The organism is Streptomyces sp. JLBJ103 (genome assembly GCF_058215575.1).
Map to the genome: position 1 here is coordinate 756,595 of NZ_CM177089.1, position 21,845 is coordinate 778,439.

1 pseudogene is annotated in these 21,845 nt (G+C 74.0%); it reads left to right on the forward strand.

Features of this window, described 5'->3' with window-relative positions:
- Nucleotides 1-2: 2 nt before the first annotated feature.
- Nucleotides 3-21,842: pseudogene (locus tag AC4BEG_RS03175) on the forward strand (non-ribosomal peptide synthase/polyketide synthase); the annotation flags it as partial.
- Between the last annotated feature and the right edge of the window lie 3 nt (nucleotides 21,843-21,845).

The window sequence follows — 21,845 nt, forward strand, 5'->3', positions numbered from 1 at the left end:
AACTGCCGCTGGACCGGATCGACATCCTGCCCCCGGAGCTGCGCCGGCGGATCCTGACCGAGTGGAACGGCACCGCCCACGAGGCGCCGCTCGCCACCCTGGCCGAGTTGTTCGAGGCGGCGGCGGACCGATGGCCCGACGCGCCCGCGGTGGTCTCCGCCGACGTCGAGCTGTCCTACGCCGAACTGGAGCGGCGGGCCAACCGGCTCGCCCACCGCCTCATCGCCCAGGGGGTCGGTCCGGGCAGGATCGTGGCCCTGGTCCTGCCGCGCTCGGTCGAGATCGTGGTGGCCCAGCTCGCGGTGGCGAAGGCCGGGGGCGCCTATCTGCCCGTCGACCCCGAGTACCCGGCCGGGCGGATCGCCCTGATGCTCCAGGACGCCGCTCCGCTGGTCACCTTGGAAGGGCCGGACGCGGTGGAGGTGCCCGACGGGCCGGACCACCGCCCCGGCGAGGCGGACCGGCACGGGCCCGTCGGCCCGGACGACGCGGCGTACGTCATCTACACCTCGGGTTCCACCGGGACCCCCAAGGGGGTGGTGGTCACCCACCGCGGGCTCGGCGGCTTCGCCGCCGCGGAGGCCGAGCACTATCAGGTGCGGCCGGGCGACCGGGTGCTGCAATGCGCCTCGCCCAGCTTCGACGCCTCCGTACTGGAGCTGTGCATGTCGCTGCCCACCGGGGCCGCGCTGGTGGTACCCGAGCCCGGTCCGCTGCTGGGCGGTCGGCTGGCCCGGGTGCTGCGGGACCGGCGGATCACCCACACCCTCATCCCGCCCGCGGCCCTGGCCACCCTGCCGCCGGGCACCGAGGAGGAACTGCCCGCCCTGCGGACGCTGATCGTCGGTGGGGACGCCTGCGGTACGGAGATGGCGGCCCGGTGGGCCCCGCACCACCGCATGATCAACTCCTATGGGCCCACCGAGGCCACCGTGGTCGCCACCTGGTCCGGTCCGCTCACCGACGAGGGCACCCCACCACCGATCGGACGGCCGGTGCCGGGCACCCGGGTGTATGTGCTGGACGGGCGGCTCCGTCCGGTGCCGCCGGGGGTGCCCGGGGAGCTGTGGATCTCCGGTCCGTCGCTCGCCCGTGGCTATCTGGGCCGCCCGGGGCTGACCGCCGAACGCTTCCTGGCCGATCCCTTCGGCCCGCCGGGGAGCCGGATGTACCGCACCGGCGACCTGGCCCGCTATGACGCCACGGGCCGGATCCACCACCTGGGACGCACCGACCACCAGCTCACACTGCGCGGCTACCGCATCGAGGCCGGGGAGGTGGAGACCGCCCTGTGCGGCCATCCCGCCCTCGCCGAGGCGGTGGTGACGGTCCGGGAGGACGAGCCCGGGACGCACCGTCTGGTGGCCCATGTGGTCCCCGCCGCCGGTGCCACCGCCCCGGACGGTGCCGAACTTTGTGCCCTGCTGGGCCGGACGCTGCCCGGCCACATGATCCCGTCGGCCTTCGCCGTACTGGACCGGCTGCCGCTCACGGAGAACGGCAAGACCGACCGCGCGGCGCTGCCCGCGCCCGCCCCCGCCACCGCGCCCGCGGTCCGCTTCGTCCCGCCGCGTACCCCCACCGAGGAGGTCGTCGCGGAGATCTGGGCGGAGGTGCTGGGGGTGGAACGGGTCGGCGCGGAGGACGAGTTCTTCGCGCTGGGCGGTGACTCGGTGCGGAGTCTGCTGATCGCCTCCCGGGCGAAGGAGTCCTTCGGCCTCGAGCTGACCCCGCGGGACATCCTGACCGCGCGCACCGTCTCCGGCCTCGCCGACCTGGTCGAGGAGTACATCCTGCGCGAACTCGAAGACGCCGCCGCGGGCGGCGACCACGACGAACGGTAGAGGACACAACAGACGATGACGTCTTCGAGGAAGAGCCGCGCCGCCGCCCTGCCCGAGGAGCTGCGGGAGGCGCTGCGCCGTCGGCTGGCGGGCGGGGCCGGACGCACCGAGGCGATCCCCCGGGCGGACCGCACCCGGCCGCTTCCGCTGTCGTTCGCGCAGACCCGCCTGTGGTTCCTGCACACCCTCCAGCCGGACGAGGCGGGCTACAACAGCGCGGTGGCACTGCGGCTGACCGGTGCCCTGGACCGTCCGGCGCTCTCCCGGGCGCTGGACGGTCTGGTGGCGCGGCACGAGGCGCTGCGGACCACGTTCGAGGACACCGGCGGCCGTCCCGTACAGGTGGTGTCGCCGCCCGCCCCGCTCCCACTGCCGGTCGCGGACCTCGGCGACGACGCTCAGGACAGTGCGGCGGAGCTGGACCGGCTGCTGCTCCAGAGCTACGCCCGCCCGTTCGATCTGCGGACCGGGCCGCTGCTGCGCGCGTTGCTGATACGGGTGGCGGACGAGGAGCACGTGCTGTTGCTGACGGCACATCACATCGTCACCGACGGCTGGTCGATGGGTGTGCTCACCGATGAGCTGTGTGCCCTGTACGGCGCCGCGGCCACGCCCGAAGCGCCGGACCCGCTGCCGCCGGTGCCGGTGCAGTACCCGGACTTCGCGGTGTGGCAGCGGGAGCGGCTGTCCGGGGCGGCCCTGGAGCGTCAGCTCGGCTACTGGACGGAGCGGCTGAAGGACACCGTGCCGCTGGAGCTGCCCACCGACCGGCCGCGGCCCAGGTTGCGCACCTCGGCGGGCGCGGTGCACACCTTCACCGTCTCCGCGGCCACCGCGTCCCGGCTCCGGGAGCTGGCCACCGAACACCGCACCACCCTCTTCAGCGCACTGGTGGCGGTCTGCCAGGGGCTGTTCGCCCGCTGGACGGGGCAGGACGACATCGCGATCGGCACGGTCACCTCGGGGCGGAGCCGTACCGAACTGGAGCGCGCCGTCGGCTTCTTCGTCAACACGGTGGTACTGCGGTCGGCGGTGGACACCGCGCGCTCGTTCCATGAGCTCCTCGACCACGCGGGCGCCCTGGTGCTGGACGCCTTCGCCCACGACGAGACACCGTTCGAGCGGCTGGTGGAGGCGGTGGGGGCGCGCCGGGACGCGGGCCGCAATCCGCTGTTCGACGTGATGGTGCTGCTGCACAGCACCCCGCGCGGCACGCCCCGTCCGGCCGGGCTGACAGCGGAGAGCGTCGATGTCCCCCGCAGGTCCTCGACGTTCGACCTCAGTGTGGAGTTCGTGGCGGACGGGGCGGAGCTGCGGGGACTGCTGGAGTACAGCACCGAGCTGTTCGACGCGGGGACCATCGAGCGGATGGCGGGGCATCTGCTGGCCCTCCTCGACGGGGTGACGGCCGAGCCGGAGCGGCCCCTGCGGGAGGTGGCGCTGCTGACCGGTGAGGAGCGGTGGCGGGTGACGGAGGCCGGGCGCGGCCCCGTCCGCGCGGTGCGACCGGCCACGTTCCCGGCGGTGTTCGAGGCGCAGACGGCCCGGACCCCGGAGGCCATCGCGCTGGTCGCCGGGGACACGGCGTACACCTTCGCGGAGCTGAACGCCGCCGCCGACCGGCTGGCGCGCCGACTGATCGCGCGCGGAGTGGGTCCCGAACGGGTGGTGGGGGTGCGGCTGCCGCGCACCGCCGACATGGTGGTGGCGATCCTGGCCGTACTCAAGGCCGGTGGGGTCTATCTGCCGCTCGACCCCGAACTCCCCGATGAGCGGCTGGCGTTCCTGGTGGCCGACGCGGAACCGGCGCTGGTGCTCGACGAGGCGGTGCTGCGGGAGCTGTCCGCCGGTGAAGCGGTGTCCGATGCCATGGACACCGGCCGGACCGCCGCCCCGGCCCCGGACGGCGCGGCCTATGTCATCTACACCTCCGGTTCGACCGGTCGCCCCAAGGGCGTGGCCGTGTCCCACCGTGCGATGGTGAACCTGCTGGTCAACCACCGGCACGGGCTGGTGGCCCAGGCCGGTGGCGGACGGCTGCGCGCCGCGCTGACCGCCTCGTTCTCCTTCGACACCTCGCTGGAGGGGGTGCTGCTGATGGCCGACGGCCATGAGCTGCACCTCATCGACGAGGCCACCCGGCTGGACCCGGCCGCCCTGGTCGGCCATGTCATCGAGCACCGGATCGACTTCCTCGATCTCACCCCCTCCTATCTGCGGCAGCTCCTTCCGGCCGGGCTGCTCACCGACTCCCGCCACCGCCCCCGGGTGCTGATGCTGGGCGGTGAGCCGGTCGGCCAGACGCTGTGGCGGGAGCTGGCCGGGGTGGACGGCACCACCGCGTACAACTTCTACGGTCCGACCGAGTGCGCGGTCGACGCGCTCTCCGCTCGGATCACCGGGGCCGGGCGGCCGGTGGTGGGGCGGCCCCTGGGCAATCTGCGCGCCCAAGTGCTGGACGCCCGGCTGCGGCCGGTGCCGGTGGGCGTGGCGGGGGAGCTGTATCTGTCCGGTGCACAGCTCGCGCGCGGCTATGTACGCCGCCCCGGGCTGACCGCGGAACGCTTTGTGGCCGACCCCTACGGCCCGCCGGGCAGCCGGATGTACCGCACCGGCGATCTGGCGCGCTGGACCGCCGACGGGGATCTTGACTACCTCGGCCGGGTGGATGACCAGGTGAAGGTCCGTGGCCATCGAATCGAACCGGGCGAGATCGAGGCCGCGTTGCTCGATCTGCCGTCCGTCGCCGAGGCCGCCGTCATCGCGGTGGCCGACGACCGCGGCCACGCCCGGCTGGCCGCGTACTACGTACCGGCCGCCGGGCTCGAGCCCCCGGCGGCCGCAGAGTTGCGGGCCGCCCTGGGGCGGACCCTGCCGGGCCATATGGTCCCGGCGGTGTTCACCGCGCTGGCCACCATGCCACTGACCACGAGCGGCAAACTGGACCGGCGGGCGCTGCCGGCCCCGCGGACCGAGGCGGACCGGCGGGAGCACACCTATGTGCCGCCGCGCACCCCGGTGGAGAAGGAGCTCGCGCGGATCTGGGCCGAGGTGCTCGGCGCCGGGTCGGTCGGCGCCACGGACAACTTCTTCGAACTCGGCGGCGATTCGATCCTCGGCATCCAGACCGTCTCCCGCGCCCGCCAGGCCGGACTGCGGCTCACCTCCCGGGACATCTTCCTCCACCAGACCGTGGCCGACCTGGCCGCGGCGGTGGCCGAGCGGACCGCGCCCGACACCGCGGCCGAGCGACCGGACGACACCGGTCCGGCGCCGCTGACCCCGATCCAGCACTGGTTCTTCGCCACCCACGGCCCGCTGCGCCACTTCACCATGTCGATGGTGGCCGACCTCCCCCACGACCTGGACGAGACCGCGCTCGCGGCCGCCCTGGAGGCCGTGGCCGCCCATCACCCGGCCCTGCGCACCCGGTTCACCGCCAATGGCGACGGGTGGCGGCAGCGGACCGACGGCGCCGTGGCCGGACGGGTGCTGCGCCGCCACGACCTGTCGGCGCTGCGCGCCGAGGAGGAGCGCGCCGCGGCGGAGGCGGCGGCCGACGCCGCCCGCGCCGAACTCGACCTGGAGGGCGGCGCGTTGCTGCGCGCCGCGCTGCTGGTACGCGGAGCCGGGGCCCGGCCGCGGCTGTTCCTCACCGCACACCATCTGGCCGTGGACAGCGTCTCGTGGCGCATTCTGCTCGGCGATCTGGAAAGCGCCTACCGCCAGTCCGTCGCCGGGGAGCCGGTGCGGCTGGAACCGGCGGGAACCCCGTTCACCCGCTGGGCCCACCGGCTGAACGCCCTGGTGCGCGGCGGCGGTCTGGACGGCGATCTGCCGTACTGGGAGGGCGTGGGACGGACCGGTGGCGCCCCGCTCCCGGTGGACCTCCCGGGCCGGGCGACCGCGGGCTCCACCCGTACCGTCCGGGTGCGTCTTGACCGGGACACCACCGACGCACTGCTGCGCCGGGTGCCCGGGGTGTACCGCACCCAGGTCAACGACGTGCTGATGAGCGCGCTCGGACGAGTGCTGGCCGACTGGACGCGGAGCGACCGGGTGCTGGTGGCCATGGAGGGCCACGGCCGGGAGGAGATCGACGAGACGGCCGATCTGTCGCGTACCGTCGGCTGGTTCACCACCCAGTACCCGGTGGCGCTCACCCTGCCCGGACACGACTGGGGCGCGGTGCTGAAGTCCGTGAAGGAGCAGTTGCGCGCCCTGCCGCACCGGGGTCTGAGCTTCGAGGCGCTGGCACATCTCAGCGCACCGGACTCCGCCGCCCGACGCTTGCGCGAGCTGCCGCTGCCCGGGGTGTGCTTCAACTACCACGGCCAGTGGGAGACTTCGGGCGACGAGAGCGGATTCACCCTCACCGGTGAGAGCCTGGGCCGGGACCTCGCCGCCGAGGAGCCGTCCACCTACGTGCTCGATGTGTCCGGGCTGGTGGCCGCTGGCGAACTGGAGCTGACCTGGCTCTACTCCGACCAGGTGCACCACGGTTCCACGGTGCGGCGGCTGGCCGACGCCATGCTCGGCGCGCTGCGGGAGATCGTGTGGCACTGCGGGCGGCCGGACACCGGAGGCCGTACCCCCTCGGACTTCCCGCTCGCCCGGCTGGACCAGGCAGGGGTGGACCGGCTGGCCGGGAACGGCCGGGACATCGAGGACATCCTTCCGCTGACACCGCTTCAGGAGGGCATGCTCTTCCACCGGCTGGTGGGCGGCGAGGAGGACGTCTACCTCGACCAGGCCACCCTGATCCTGGAGGGAGTGGGCGATCCGCGGGCGTTCGCCGACGCCTGGCAGGAGACGGTGGACCGCACCCCCGTGCTGCGCGGCGCGGTGGTGTGGCAGGACGTCGAACGGCCGGTGCAGCTCGTCCACCGGCAGGTGGACGTACCGGTGACCCAGCTGGACTGGCGCGAACTGCCCGCGGAGCGCCGGGAGGCCGAGCTGGAGCGGGTCCGGGCGGAGGATCTGGCGCGCGGTGTCGATCTGAGCGCACCGCCGCTGATGCGGCTCACCCTGGCCCGGCTGACCGGCGACCGGCTGGCGCTGATCTGGACCTCGCACCATCTGGTCCTGGACGGCTGGAGCCTGGCGCAGGTGTTCACCGAGGTGTGCGAGCGCTACGCCGCGGTGGCCCGGGGCGACCGTCCCGTTCTGCCCGCCCGCCGCCCGTTCCGCGACTATCTCCAGTGGCTGGACGGCCAGGACGACACGGAGGCGCGGGAGCACTGGCGGTCGCTGCTCGCCGGTTTCACCGCGCCCACCCCGCTGCCCTGGGACCGCGGGCCCCTCGCATCGCACCGGGCCCGGTCCTCCGCCACCCTGTCGGTGGCGCTCGGCCGGGACGCCTCGGACGAGCTGCGGCGTACCGCACAGCGCCACGGGCTCACCGTCAACACCCTGGTGCAGGGCGCCTGGGCGCTGCTCCTCGCGCGGTACAGCGGTGAGCGGGACGTGGTCTTCGGCACCACCGTCTCGGGCCGCCCGGCCGAACTGGCCGGGGTGGAGTCGATGGTGGGCATGTTCATCAACACCCTGCCCACCCGGGTACGGGTGGACGGCGCCCGCGACACCGTGGAGTGGCTGCGGGAGCTCCAGATGGCACAGGCCGGGGCGCGGCGTTTCGAGACGGTCTCGCTGGCCCAGCTGACCGGCTGGAGCGAGGTCCCGGCGGGCACCGCGCTCTTCGACAGCATGGTGGCCTTCGAGAACTACCCCTTCGACGACTCCTCGGCGCGCGAGGCGGGCCTGCGGATCGTCGAGGTGCGGTCCACCGATGCCACCAACTTCCCGCTGAGCCTGCGGGCGCATCTGTCCGACCGGCTCGGTTTCGACCTCGGCTACGACCCCGGTCTGTTCGACGAGCGGACCGCGGCCGCCCTCGCTGACCGGCTGTGTCTGCTGCTGCGGCAGATGGCGGCGGACCCGGCCCGCCCCTTGCGGGCCCTGCCGTGGACCACCGACACGGAGCGCGCCCGGCTGCTCGGGGAGTGGGCCGGACGGGATGCCGCACGGTGGCCGTCGCCCGAGCGGACCGTGGTGGAGGTGTTCGCCGCGCAGGTGGCTCGCACCCCCGACGCCACCGCCGTCGGGTGCGCGGGCGCGTCGCTGACCTACGCCGAACTCGACGCGCGGGCCGGGCGGCTGGCCCACCGGCTGGCCGCCGAGGGCGCCGGGCGGGAGCGGTATGTGGCGCTCGCGCTCCCCCGCTCGCTGGACATGGTCGTGGCGATCGTAGCGGTGCTGAAGACGGGCGCGGCGTATCTGCCGATTGACCCGGATCTGCCCGCCGCCCGGATCGCACATCTGCTGGCCGATGCCGCACCGGTGGCTGTGGTGACCACCGTTGAATTGGCACCGCGCTGCGCCGGGGACGTGGCTCCGCTGTGTCTGGACGACCCGGAGGTGGCCGCCGATCTGGCCGGCCGCCCCGCCACCGTCCCGGCCGGGTCCGAACCGCTGCCGGACAGCCCCGCCTACGCCATCTACACCTCGGGCTCGACCGGGCTGCCCAAGGGTGTGGTGGTGCCGCACCGCAATGTGGTGCGGCTGTTCACCACCACCGCCCCCTGGTTCGGCTTCGGCCCGGACGAGGTGTGGACGATGTTCCACTCCTACGCCTTCGACTTCTCGGTGTGGGAGATCTGGGGGCCGCTGCTGCACGGCGGGCGGCTCGTGGTGGTGCCGTACGCCGTCTCGCGCTCCCCGGAGGAGTTCCTGCGGCTGCTGGCGGAGGAGCGGGTGACGGTGCTCAGCCAGACGCCCTCGGCGTTCGCCGCGCTGATGCGCGCCGACGAGGAGAGTCCCGGTACCGAACTGGCCCTGCGCACCGTGGTGTTCGGCGGTGAGGCGCTGGATCCGCGGCGGCTGGCGGGCTGGTACGCGCGCCACCAGGACACCGCGCCGCTCCTGGTCAACATGTACGGCATCACCGAGACCACCGTGCATGTCACCTACGCCGCGCTGGACCGGGCGGGCGCGGCCCGCGCCACCGGCAGCGGGATCGGCACCGGTATCCCCGATCTGCGGGTGTACGTACTCGACGACGGCCTTCAGCCGCTGCCGCCGGGCGCGGTCGGTGAGCTGTACGTGGCCGGGGCGGGGCTGGCCCGCGGCTATCTGCGCCGCCCGGGGCTGACCGCGTCCCGCTTTGTCGCGGACCCGTTCGGCCCGGCGGGCGGCCGGATGTACCGCACCGGCGACCGGGCGCGGTGGACCGCGGACGGCACCCTGGAGTATCTGGGCCGCGCCGACCACCAGGTGAAGATCCGGGGCTTCCGGATCGAGCCCGGTGAGATCGAGGCGGCGCTGACCGCCCATCCGGAGGTGGCCGACGCGGTGGTGACCGTACGCGAGGACCAGCCGGGGGTACGGCGGCTGGTGGCGTACACGGTGGCCGCCGAGGCGTCCGCGCCGCCGTCCGCCACCGCGCTCCGCGAAACGCTGGAGCGCGTCCTGCCCGCGCATATGGTCCCCGCCGCGTATGTCCCGCTGGACGCGCTGCCGCTGACCGCCAACGGCAAGCTGGACCGGAGGGCGCTGCCCGCCCCCGGCGCGGACGGCTTCGCCACCAGCGGTGAGCGGATCGCCCCGCGCACCCCGGCGGAGCGGACCGTGGCCGGGGTGTGGGCCGAGGTGCTGGGGGCCGGGGAGGTCGGCGCGGAGGACAACTTCTTCGCGCTGGGCGGGGATTCGATCCTGGCCATCCGGGTGGCCTCCCGGCTGCGGGCGGCGTTCGGCGCGGAGGTGTCCCCGCGCCTGCTGTTCACCCATGCCACGGTGGCGGCGCTGGCCGCCGAGCTCACCGCACCGGCCGGAGCGACGGCGGCCCGGAACACCATCCCGTCCCTGCCGCGCGGCGGGGATCTGCCCCTGTCGTACCCCCAGCAGCGGCTGTGGTTCCTGGACTCCTTCGACGACGACGGCACCGAGTACCTCACCCCCTTCGCACTGCGGCTGCGCGGACGGCTGGACACCGCCGCCCTCGGCGCCGCGCTGGACGGTCTTGTGGCCCGGCACGAGTCGCTGCGCACCACCTTCGCCGAGGTGGACGGGCGGGGTGTGCAGCGGGTGCGGGAGCCGTACCGGGTGCGGCTTCCGGTCCACGACCTGAGCGGGCTGCCCGAGCCCGAGCGCGCGCGGGAGCTGGACCGGCTGCTGGCGCGGGAGACCGCCACCCCTGTCGATCTGCGCACCGGGCCGCCGCTGCGGACGTCCCTGATCCGGCTGGCGGACACCGATCACATCGTCACGCTGACCCTGCACCACATCGTCACGGACGGCTGGTCCACCGCCGTCATCAGCACCGATCTGACCGAGCTGTACACGGCGGCCGTGACCGGACGCGGCCCTGAACTGCCCGAACTGCCCATCGGCTACGCCGATTACGCGGCCTGGCAGCGCGATCCGCGCGGCGGGGCGGCGGCGGTGGAAGCGCAGCTGGACCACTGGCGGGAGCGGCTGGCGGGGCTGGTCCCGCTGGAGCTGCCGACCGACCGGCCGAGGCCGCCGGTGCAGAGCCGGAACGGCGCACTGCTGGAGTTCTCCCTCGACGCGGAACTGGTGGCCCGGCTCCGGGAGACCGGCCGCCGCGCCGACGGCACCCTGTTCACCGCTCTCCTCGCCACCTGCCAGGTGCTGTTCGCCCGCTGGTCGGGGCAGGAGGACATCGCGGTGGGCACGGTGACCTCCGGGCGGGAGCGCCCCGAACTGGAGCATCTGGTGGGCATGTTCGTGCACACGCTGGTGCTGCGGAACCGGGTGCGCGCCGACCGCCCGTTCCGGGAGCTGCTGTCCGAGGTACGCACCACCGTGCTGGACGCCTTCGCCCACCAGGACGTGCCGTTCGAGCGGATCGTGGACGAGCTCCAGCCGGAGCGGGACACCAGCCGCAGCCCGCTGTTCCAGGTGATGGTGGCGCTGCACAACCTGGGTGGCGAGGTGCCCCGGCTGCCCGGTCTGACGGTGGAGGCGGTGCGGATGCCGGGCCGCACCACGGGCTTCGACCTCGGGATCGACTTCGTGGAACACGGGGACACGCTCACCGCGTTCGTGGAGTACAGCACCGATCTGTTCGACACGGCGACCGTGGAGCGGATGGCCCGGCAGCTGCGGCTGCTGCTGGCGGCGGTGGCGCGGGACCCGGAGCGCACCGTGGGCGAGCTGCCGCTGCTCTCGGACGCCGAACGCCACACGGTCCTGGAGGAGTGGAACGCCACCGCGCTCGCGGTGCCGGAGGCCACCTTCCCACGGCTCTTCGAGGAGCAGGCGGCCCGGACCCCGCACGCCACCGCGCTGGTGGCCGGGGACGCCTGCTACGACTTCGCGGAGCTCAACGCCCGCGCCAACCGGCTGGCCCGCCATCTGATCGGCCTCGGGGTCGCCCCCGAGGCGGTGGTGGCGGTCCGGTTGCCGCGCACCTCCGCGCTGCTGGTGGCGCTGCTGGCCGTCCTGAAGGCAGGCGGTACCTCTCTGCATCTCGACCCCGAACTGCCCGAGGAGCGGCTGCGGTTCCTGCTTCAGGACGCGGCGCCGGAGGTGATCCTCACCCCGGAGGCCCTGGCCGCCGCGCCGCTCGACGGGCTGTCCGCCACCGATCCGGACGACGGCGACCGGCGGGCCCCGCTGCGCCCGGAGCACACCGCATATCTCAACTACACCTCGGGGTCCACCGGCCGCCCCAAGGGCGTGGCCGTCGAGCACCGCCAGCTGGTCAACCTCTGCCATGACCACCGGGCGGCGCTGGTCGAGCCGCACACGGCCGCGGCGGGCCGTCCGCTGCGTACCGCGCTGACCGCCGCGTTCTCCTTCGACACCTCGTGGGAGGGGCCGCTGATGCTGGCCCTGGGGCAGGAGGTCCATCTGATCGGCGACAGCGAACGGCTGGACCCGGCCACCTTGGTGGAGCTGATCCGCACCCGCGGTCTTGACTTCCTCGATCTCACCCCCTCCTATCTCCACGAGCTGACCGCCGCCGGGCTGTTCGCCCCGGGCCGTCACCATCCGCGGATCGTGATGGTGGGCGGCGAGGCCCTGGACCCGGCGCTGTGGCGGGAGCTGCGCGCCCTGCCCCAGACGGCCGCGTACAACTTCTACGGGCCCACCGAGTGCACCGTGGACGCGGTGTACGGGGGGCTGGCCGAGCTCGGCGAACGGCCGCTCATCGGCCGTCCCGGGCGGAATCTGCGCGCCTATGTGCTGGACGCCGCGCTGCGGCCGGTGCCGCCCGGGGTGCCGGGTGAACTGCATCTGGCCGGTGCCCAGATCGCCCGCGGCTACCGCGGCCGCCCCGGGCTCACCGCGGAGCGCTTCGTGGCCGATCCGTACGGTCCCCCCGGGACCCGGATGTACCGCACCGGCGACCGGGCGCGCTGGACGGCGGACGGGGCGCTGGAGTTCCTGGGCCGCACCGACGACCAGGTGAAGATCCGTGGTTTCCGGATCGAGCCCGGTGAGATCGAGGCGGCGCTGCGCGACCATCCGGCGGTCGAGGACACCGTGGTGGTGGTCCGGGAGGACACCGGCCACCGGCGGCTGGTGGCCTATCTGGTGGCCGGGCAGCCCGGGTCGCTACGCGATCCGGTGGAGCTGCGCGCCTGGCTCAAGCGGACCCTGCCGGACTACATGGTCCCGGCCGCCTTCGTCACCCTGGAGCGGATCCCGCGCTCCGACAGCGGGAAGGTGGACCGGCGGGCGCTGCCCGCGCCGCCCGCCCGGTCCGACGCGGAGGCGTACACCGCACCGCGCACCCCGGCCGAAACCACACTGGCCCGGATCTGGTCGGAGGTGCTGGGCCTCCCCCGGGTCGGCGTGGAGGACAACTTCTTCGCCCTGGGCGGCGATTCGATCCTCAGCATCCAGATCGTCTCCCGCGCCCGCCAGGCCGGGCTGCGGCTCACCTCCAAGGACATCTTCCGCCACCAGACCATCGCCGAACTCGCCGTGGGCGCCGTCCCCCTGGCCGCCCCGCGGCCGGTGTCCGCCCCGGCACCGTCCGGTCCGGCGCCACTCACCCCGATCCAGCAGGCGTATCTGGAAGGGCGGCGGCCCGGCGAGGCACACCACTTCACCATGACCCACCGGCTGCGGCTCACCGACGAGCTCGATGTGGCCGCGCTGCGGTACGCGATACGTGCCGTGGTGGCCCACCACCCGGCGCTGCGCACCCGGTTCACCGTCTCCGGCGGGCAGTGGCGGCAGGAGGTGCTGCCCACGGCACCCGCCGGGGTCTTCGATCGCTACGACCTGTCGGGGCTCGGCGAGGACGCATGGGCGGAGGCGGTGCGGGAGGCCACCGTCCGCGCCCAGACCGGTCTGGACATCGCCGAGGGGGCGGTGGTGCGCGCCCTGCTGTTCACCTCCGGCCACCGGCAGCCGCCGGAACTCCTGCTCACCGCACACCATCTGGTGGTGGACGGGGTGTCCTGGCGCATTCTCCTGGGCGACCTGGAGACCGCGTACCGGCAGGCCGCCGACGGACGCACCCCCCAACTCCCCCCGGTGAGCAGCGGCTGCGCCCAGTGGGCGGCCCGGCTGGCGGACCATGTGCGCTCCGGCGGCTTCGACGGCGAGCTGGCCTACTGGACGCGTACCGCGCGGACACCGGCCACCGCGCTGCCGGTGGACCGCGAGGGCGTCAACATTCAGGAGACGGCCGCCACGGTGACCGCCGTCCTCGACCGCGCCGCGACCGGCGCGCTGCTCCGCGACGTCCCCGGGGTGTACCGCACCCGGATCAACGACGTCCTGCTGAGCGCCCTCGGCCGGACCCTGACCCGGTGGACCGGCGGGGACACCGTGCTCATCGGGGTGGAGGGCCACGGCCGCGAGGACCTGTTCGAGGACATCGACCTGTCGCGTACGGCCGGCTGGTTCACCGCCGAGTTCCCGCTCGCGCTGACGGTGGCGGCGGACGCGGGGTGGCGCGACGCCCTGCGGTCGGTCAAGGAGCAGCTGCGGGCCGTACCCCACCGTGGCCTGGGCTATGGCGCGCTGCGCCATCTCGCCCCGGACGGATCCGCGGCCGAGGCGCTGCGCGCCGGTCCCGTCCCACAGATCTCCTTCAACTACCACGGCCAGTGGGACGTGGCCGACGGCGGCACCGCGTCCGCCCTCGTCCGCGAGCCACTGCCGGTGACCGGACAGGACGCGCCCCCCGGAGAGACCCGCGGCTGTCTGCTGGAGATCACCGGCGCGGTCCAGGACGGGCGTCTCGAGCTGGGCTGGACCTACCCGGCCCGGATGTACGACGAGGCGACGGTGCGCGGGCTGGCCGACGGTGTGATGGCCGCGCTGCGGGAGATCGTCGAGCACTGCGCCACACCCGGGGCGGGCGGCCGTACTCCCTCCGACTTCCCGCTGGCCGGGCTGGACCAGCGCCAGGTGGATCTGGTCGCGGGCGACGGCGGCGAGGTGGAGGACATCTGCCCGCTGACCCCGTTGCAGACCGGGATGCTCTTCCACGGGCTGGTGGAGACCGGCACCGGCGACGGTGGCGGCGCCTATGTCGACCAGATGGCGCTGCGCATCGGCGGGGTCACCGACCCGGACGCCTTCGCCACCGCCTGGCAGGCCGTGGTGGACCGGACACCGGCGCTGCGCGGCGCGGTGCGCTGGCAGGGGCTGGCCGCACCGGTGCAGGTGGTGTACCGCGAGGCGGTGCTGCCGGTGAGCCACCACGACTGGCGGGAACTGTCCGCGGCCGCGCGGGAGGCGGCGCTGCGCCGGCTGCTGGCCGAGGACCGGGCGGCCGGAATGGAGCTGACGGCGGCTCCGCTGAGCCGGATCGCGCTGGTCCGGCTCTCCGACGACGAGATCACCCTGGTGTGGACCTCACACCATGTGATGCTGGACGGCTGGAGCACCGGCCAGGTCTTCGCCGAGGTGTGCGAGGGCTATGCGGCGCTCGTCGAGGGCCGCACCCCCCAGCCGCCCGCGCGCCGCCCGTTCCGGGACTTCCTGCGCTGGCTGCGCGCACAGGACCAGGAGCGGGCCGAGGGCTGGTGGCGCGAGGCGCTGGCCGGGTTCACCGCCCGCACCCCGCTGCCGTACGACCGGCCGCCCACGGAGGCACACCGCGCCGACTCGGCCGCGCTGACCCGGCTGGAGCTGGACCGGGAGGTGTCCGCGCGGCTGCGGGAGACCGCGCGCGGCCACGGGCTGACCGTGAACACGGTGGTGCAGGGCGCGTGGGCGCTGCTGCTGTCCCGCTACGGCGGGGTGTCCGACGTGGTGTTCGGCACCACCGTCTCGGGCCGCCCGGCCGAACTGCCCGGTGTGGAGACGATGGTCGGCATGTTCATCAACACGGTCCCGACCAGGGCCGTGGTCGAGGGCGGCCGTGAAGTGGCCGAGTGGCTGCGGGAGCTCCAGGAGCACCAGAGCGACTCCCGCCGCTTCGACTTCGTGTCCCTGCCCCGGATCCAGGGGCTGAGCGCGCTGCCACCCGGTGAGGCGCTCTTCGACAGCATGGTGGTCTTCGAGAACTACCCCTTCGACGAATCCTCCACGGCCGGTGCCGGGATCGTCGTCCACGAGGTGCGGGCCGAGGACTCCACCAGCTTCCCGCTGTGCCTGCGCGCCTATCTGGGCGAGACGCTCGGGTTCGACATCGCCTACGACCCGGCGCTGTTCGACGCGGCCACGGCCGAGCGGGCCGCCGGGCATCTGCGGACCCTGCTGACCGGTATCGCCGACGGCGCCGGGGGCACCCTGGACGACCTGGAGCTGCTGACCGCGCCGGAGCGCCGGGCGGCCGTCGCGGAGTGGCACACCACCGCCCCGCCGCTGCCCACCGGTTCGCTCGCCGAGCTGTTCGCCGAGCGGGCCGCGCGTACCCCGGAGGCGGTGGCCGTCACCGACGGTGCCACCGTGCTCGACTACCGCGCGCTCGACGCCTGGTCGGACCGGCTGGCGGGGGTGCTCGTGCGGTCCGGGGTGCGGACCGAGGACCGGGTCGGGCTGCTGATGGACCGGTCGGCCGAACTGGTCGTGGCGCAGCTGGCGGTGGTCAAGGCCGGTGGGGTGTACGTACCGGTGGACGTACGCGCCCCGGGCGAGCGGCGGGCGACGCTGCTGGAGCAGGTGGGCGCAGCGGTGACGCTGACGGCCGCCGAGGTGGCGGCCGCGCGCGACGCCGGGCGGACCCCGCCGCCGGTCCCGGCGACGCACCGGGATCAGCTGGCGTATGTGATGTTCACGTCCGGGTCGACCGGGGAGCCGAAGGCGGTGGGGGTACGCCACCGCGATGTGGTGGCGCTCGCCCAGCACCGGGGCTTCGACGGCGGCGGACACGAACGGGTGCCGCTGCACTCGCCGGTGGCGTTCGACGCCGCCACCTACGAGGTGTGGGTGCCGCTGCTGCGCGGCGGACAGGTGGTGGTGGCGCCGCCGGGCGAGCTGGACACCGGGGCGCTGCGGGCGCTGGTGGCGGAGCACCGGCTGACGGGCGTGTGGCTGACCGCCGGGCTGTTCCGGCTGCTGGCCCAGGACGCCCCGGACTGTTTCGCGGGGCTGCGCGAGGTGTGGACCGGTGGTGATGTGGTGCCCGCGGCCTCGGTGCGCCGGGTGCTGGCACACTGCCCCGGGCTGACCGTCGTGGACGGCTACGGTCCGACGGAGACGACGACGTTCGCCACGTGCTTCGCGATGTCCGGGGCGCACGGGGTGCCGGAGACGGTGCCGATCGGCCGCCCGCTGGACCACACCCGGGTGTACGTCCTGGACGCGCGGCTGCGGATCGTGCCCCCGGGTGTGGCCGGGGAGCTGTACGTCGCCGGGGAGGGCGTGGCACGCGGCTATCTGGGCCGACCCGGCCCGACCGCGGCCTCGTTCCTGGCCGATCCGTACGGCCCGCCCGGGGGGCGGATGTACCGCACCGGGGATCTGGCGCGGCGGCGGCCGGACGGCACGGTGGAGTTCGCCGGGCGCGCCGACGACCAGGTGAAGGTGCGTGGTTTCCGGATCGAGCCGGGCGAGGTGGAGCGGGTGCTCGCCGCGCATCCGTCGGTCGTCGATGTGGCGGTGGTGGCCCGGGAGGACCGTCCGGGAGCCAAGCGGCTGGTGGCGTATGTGGTGGCCGCGGACGGGGCGCCGGTGGACGGTGAGCGCCTGCGCTCGCACGCGGCGGACCGGTTGCCCGACTACATGGTGCCGTCGGCCGTAATGGCGCTCGCCGCGCTGCCGCTGAGCCGCAACGGCAAGGTGGACCGTACCGCGCTGCCCGCCCCGGCCCCGGCCGCGGAGCGGGCGCCCGCACGGCCGCCGCGCGGCGAGGCGGAGCGGCTGACGGCGGCGATCTGGGCCGAGGTGCTGGAGGTGGAACAGGTCGGCGCCGAGGACAACTTCTTCGCGCTGGGCGGCGATTCGATCCTCAGCATCCGGCTCACCTCGCGGCTGCGGGAGGCGTTCGGCCGGGAGCTGTCGCCCCGGATGGTGTTCACCCATCCGACCGTCGCCGCGCTCGCCGCGGCCCTCGGCGCGCCGGAGGGCCGTACCGGGCCGCGGCTCACCCCGATCGCGCGGGTGAGCCGGGACGCGGAGCTGCCGCTGTCGTATGCCCAGCAACGTCTTTGGTTCCTGGACTCCTTCGAACCGGACAGCACGGAGTACATCACCCCGCTGGCGCTGCGGATGCGCGGGGATCTCGACGTCGAGGCGCTGAGCAGGGCGCTGACCGCGCTGGTGGCCCGCCACGAGTCACTGCGGACCACCTTCGACACGGTGGACGGCCGGGGTGTGCAGATCGTGCGTCCGCCCGCCGAGGTCCGGCTCACCCCCACCGATCTGTCGGCGCTGTCCGCCGGGGAGCGGGAAGCCGAACTGGCGGAGCTGCTGGGGTACGAGCGGGCCCGCCCGTTCGATCTGCGGCGCGGCCCGCTGCTGCGCACCGCGCTGATCCGGATGGACGCCCGGGACCATGTGCTCGGCCTGACGCTGCACCACATCATCACCGACGGCTGGTCCACCGGGGTGCTCACCGGTGATCTGCGGGAGCTGTACCGGGCGGAGCTGAGCGGCGGGACACCCGATCTGCCCCCGCTGCCGGTCGGGTACGCGGACTACGCGGCCTGGCAGCGCGCCGAGCTGTCCGGTCCGCACGCCGAGGAACAACTCGCCTACTGGAAAAATCAGTTGGCCGGGGTGCCACCGCTGGAGCTGCCCACCGACCGGCCCCGTCCGCCGGTGCAGACCCGCAACGGCGCCACCGTGGAGTTCGCCCTGCCCGCGGATGTGGCCGAACGGCTGAAGGACCGTGGCCGGACCCGGGGCACCACACTGTTCATGACGCTGGTGGCGGCGTCCCAGATCCTGCTGTCCCGGCTGTCGGGCCGGCGGGACATCGCGGTCGGCACGGTGACCTCGGGCCGGGACCGTACCGAGGTGGAGCGGCTGGTCGGGTTCTTCGTCAACACCCTGGTACTGCGCTCCTCGGTGGATCCCCGGCGTGGCTTCACCGACTTCCTCGCCGAGGTGCGCGGCACCGTACTGGACGCCTTCGCCCACCAGAGCGTGCCGTTCGAGCGGGTGGTGGACGAGGTGCAGCCCGCGCGGGACACCAGCCGGACACCGCTGTTCCAGGCGATGGTCGTGCTCCAGAACATCCCCGCACCGGCGATGGAGCTGCCCGGTCTGGTGCTGGAGGACATCGAACTCGACGTCCGGACCGCGAGTTTCGACCTCACCCTGGAATTCGCCGAGGACGGGGACGGCGCCCTGCGCGGGCTGATCGGCTACAACACCGATCTGTTCGACGCCTCGACCGCCGAGCGGCTGGGCGGCGCCCTGAAGGCCCTGCTCACCGGTATCGCCGAGGACCCGGACCGACCGGTGGGCGCCCTGCCCCTGACCACTCCGGAGGAGCTGCGGCGCACCCTGGTGGAGTGGAACGCCACCGGTCGGCCGGTGGCGCCCGCCACCCTGCCCGAGCTGTTCGCACGGCAGGTGGCGGCGGCACCGGACACCACGGCCGTCCGGCACCCGGCGGGTGAACTCACCTACGCCGCACTGGACATGGCGGCGAACCGGCTGGCCCGCCGGCTGGCCGGGCGGGGCGCGGGTCCGGAGCGGCTGGTGGCGCTGATTCTGCCGCGGTCGGTGGAGATGGTGGTGGCACAGCTGGCCGTGGTGAAGGCGGGCGGTGCGTTCCTGCCCGTCGATCCGGCCTATCCCGAGGAGCGGAAGGCGTTCATGCTCAAGGACGCCGGGCCCGCGGTGGTGGTCGACGACCCGGCGTCCGTCTGGGTCGACGAGGGCCCCGAGGGACCGCCGGACGTACCGGAACTGGTGCCGGACCACCCGGCGTATGTCATCTACACCTCCGGTTCCACCGGGGTCCCCAAGGGTGTGGTGGTCAGCCACGCGGGACTGGCGAACTTCGCGGCCGCGTGTGCCGCGCACTACGACGTCCGTGCCGGGGACCGGGTGCTCCAGTTCGCCTCCCCCAGCTTCGACGCCTCCGTCCTGGAGCTGTGCGCCGCGCTGGCCGGCGGGGCCACCCTGGTGGTCGCGGACGAGGGGCCGCGCTTGGGCGAACGGCTCGCGGAGGTGCTGCACCAGGAGCGGATCAGCCATGCCCTGATCCCCCCGGCGGCGCTGGCCACCGTTCCGGAGACCGGACTCCCCCGGCTGCGCACCCTGATCGTCGGCGGTGACGCCTGCACCGCCGCCCTGGTGGACCGCTGGGCTCCCGGCCGCCGAATGATCAACTCCTATGGCCCGACCGAGGCCACGGTGGTGAGCACCTGGTCGGAACCGCTCACCGCCGGATCCGCGGCTCCGCCGATCGGCCGCCCGATCCCGGGCAGCCGCGCCTATGTGCTGGACGAGGGCTTGCGTCCGGTGCCGGTCGGGGTGGCCGGGGAGCTGTATGTGGCGGGTCCGGGGCTGGCGCGCGGCTATCACGGCCGGGCGGGGCTGACCGCCGCGCGATTCCTGGCCGATCCGTTCGGCCCGGCGGGCGGGCGGATGTACCGCACGGGCGATGTGGTGCGCTGGGACGCGGACGGCACCCTGCGGTTCCTCGGCCGGGCCGACGACCAGGTCAAGGTACGCGGGTTCCGTATCGAACCCGGTGAGGTGGAGGCCGCGTTGCGGTGCAGCCCCGAGGTGCGCGACGCGGTGGTCGCCGTCCGGGACACCGCGTCCGCGCCCGAGCCGTCGTCAGGGCTGAAGCGGCTGGTCGGCTATGTGATCCCGGCCCCCGGTGCGTCCCCCACCGCCGCGTCGCTGCGCGACTTCCTGGGCCGGATCCTCCCGGACCACATGGTGCCGTCGGCGTACGCCACCCTGGACGCCCTGCCGCTCACCCCGAACGGCAAGGTGGACCGGCGTGCGCTGCCCGACCCCGATCCGGCACCGGCCTCCTCCGGCACCGGACATGTGGCGCCGCGCACCCCGCTGGAGAGCCGGATCGCGGCGATCTGGGCGGATGTCCTGGGTCTTGAACGGGTCGGCGCGCACGACAACTTCTTCGACCTCGGCGGGGACTCCATCCTCTCCATCCAGGTGGTGTCACGGGCCCGGCAGGCCGGGCTGCACATGTCCACCAAGGATCTGTTCACCCACCAGTCGGTGGCCGCGCTGGCGGAGGTGGTGACGGCCGAGCGGGACCGGACCCGGTCGGAGCCGGTCACCGGATCCCTTCCGCTCACTCCGATCCAGCGCTGGTTCTTCGCCACCCACACCGTCAATCCGCATCACTTCAACCAGTCCGCGCTGCTGGAGCTGCACCAGGAGCCGGACGAGACCGCGCTCGAGAAGGCCCTCGCCGCACTGCTGGTGCACCATGACGGCCTGCGGATGCGGTTCACCCGGGACGGGGAGGAGTGGCGGCAGGAGAACGCGGGGCCCGATCCCGCGGCCACCGTGCTGACCCGGCACGATCTGTCCGGACTGGCACCGGCCGAGGCGGACACGGCGATGGCGGAGGCGGCCGACGCAGCGCACGCGAGCTTCGCGCTGGACCGGGGCCCGCTGCTGAAGGCGGTGCTGTTCCGGCGCGGGCACACCCGTCGTCCATTTCTCTTTCTGACCGCCCATCACCTGGTCATCGACGGGGTGTCCTGGCGGATCGTGCTGGACGACCTGGACACCGCGTATCAGCAGAGCCTCCGGGGCGAACCCGTCGACCTCGGTCCCAAGACCACCTCGTTCCGCGACTGGGCCACCGGGCTCGCCGCCCATGTCGCCGACGGCGGACTGGACCACGAGGCCGACCACTGGGCCACCGCGCTGGAGGCCCGGCCGCTTCCCGTCGACCACACCGTCGACACCCCGGGCGCGGAGACGGACACCGTGCCGGTCGAGGTCGACGCGACGGACACCGAGGCCCTGCTGCGCTCGGCCCCCACCGCGTACCGCACCCGGATCAACGATGTGCTGCTGGCCGCCCTCGCACTGGCACTCGCCCGCTGGACCGGACACGGCCGGGTCTCCGTCGAACTCGAGGGCCACGGCCGGGAGGACGTGGTCGAGGGCGCCGATCTGTCCCGTACGGTCGGCTGGTTCACCACGATGTACCCCGTCTCCTTCGAGGTGCCCGGCCGGCCGGAGAGCGATGACCTCGCGGCGACCGACTGGCGGGCGCTGGTCAAGTCGGTCCGGCGGCAGTTGCGTACCGTGCCCGGCAATGGCTTCGGCTTCGGCGCGCTGCGGACCTTCGGGGCGCCCGAAGTACGGGAGCGGCTGACCGGCACCGGTGCGGGCCCGCAGATCGTCTTCAACTACCTGGGCCAGTGGGACGCCCGCTCCTCACAGGCCCAGGGCGGACTGTTCCACGCCGAGCACGGTTCCTTCGGCCAGGACCACGACCCGGGCCAGGGCGGTTCCCATCTGCTGGAGGTCGTGGGCGCGGTGCAGGACGGACGGCTGGCCTTCACCTGGTACTACCACCCCGATGTGCACGAGCGGTCCACGGTGGAGGCGGTGGCCGCGGACTTCGCGGACGCGCTGCGCCGGATCGCCCGGGACTGCCGGGGCGAGGGATGACCG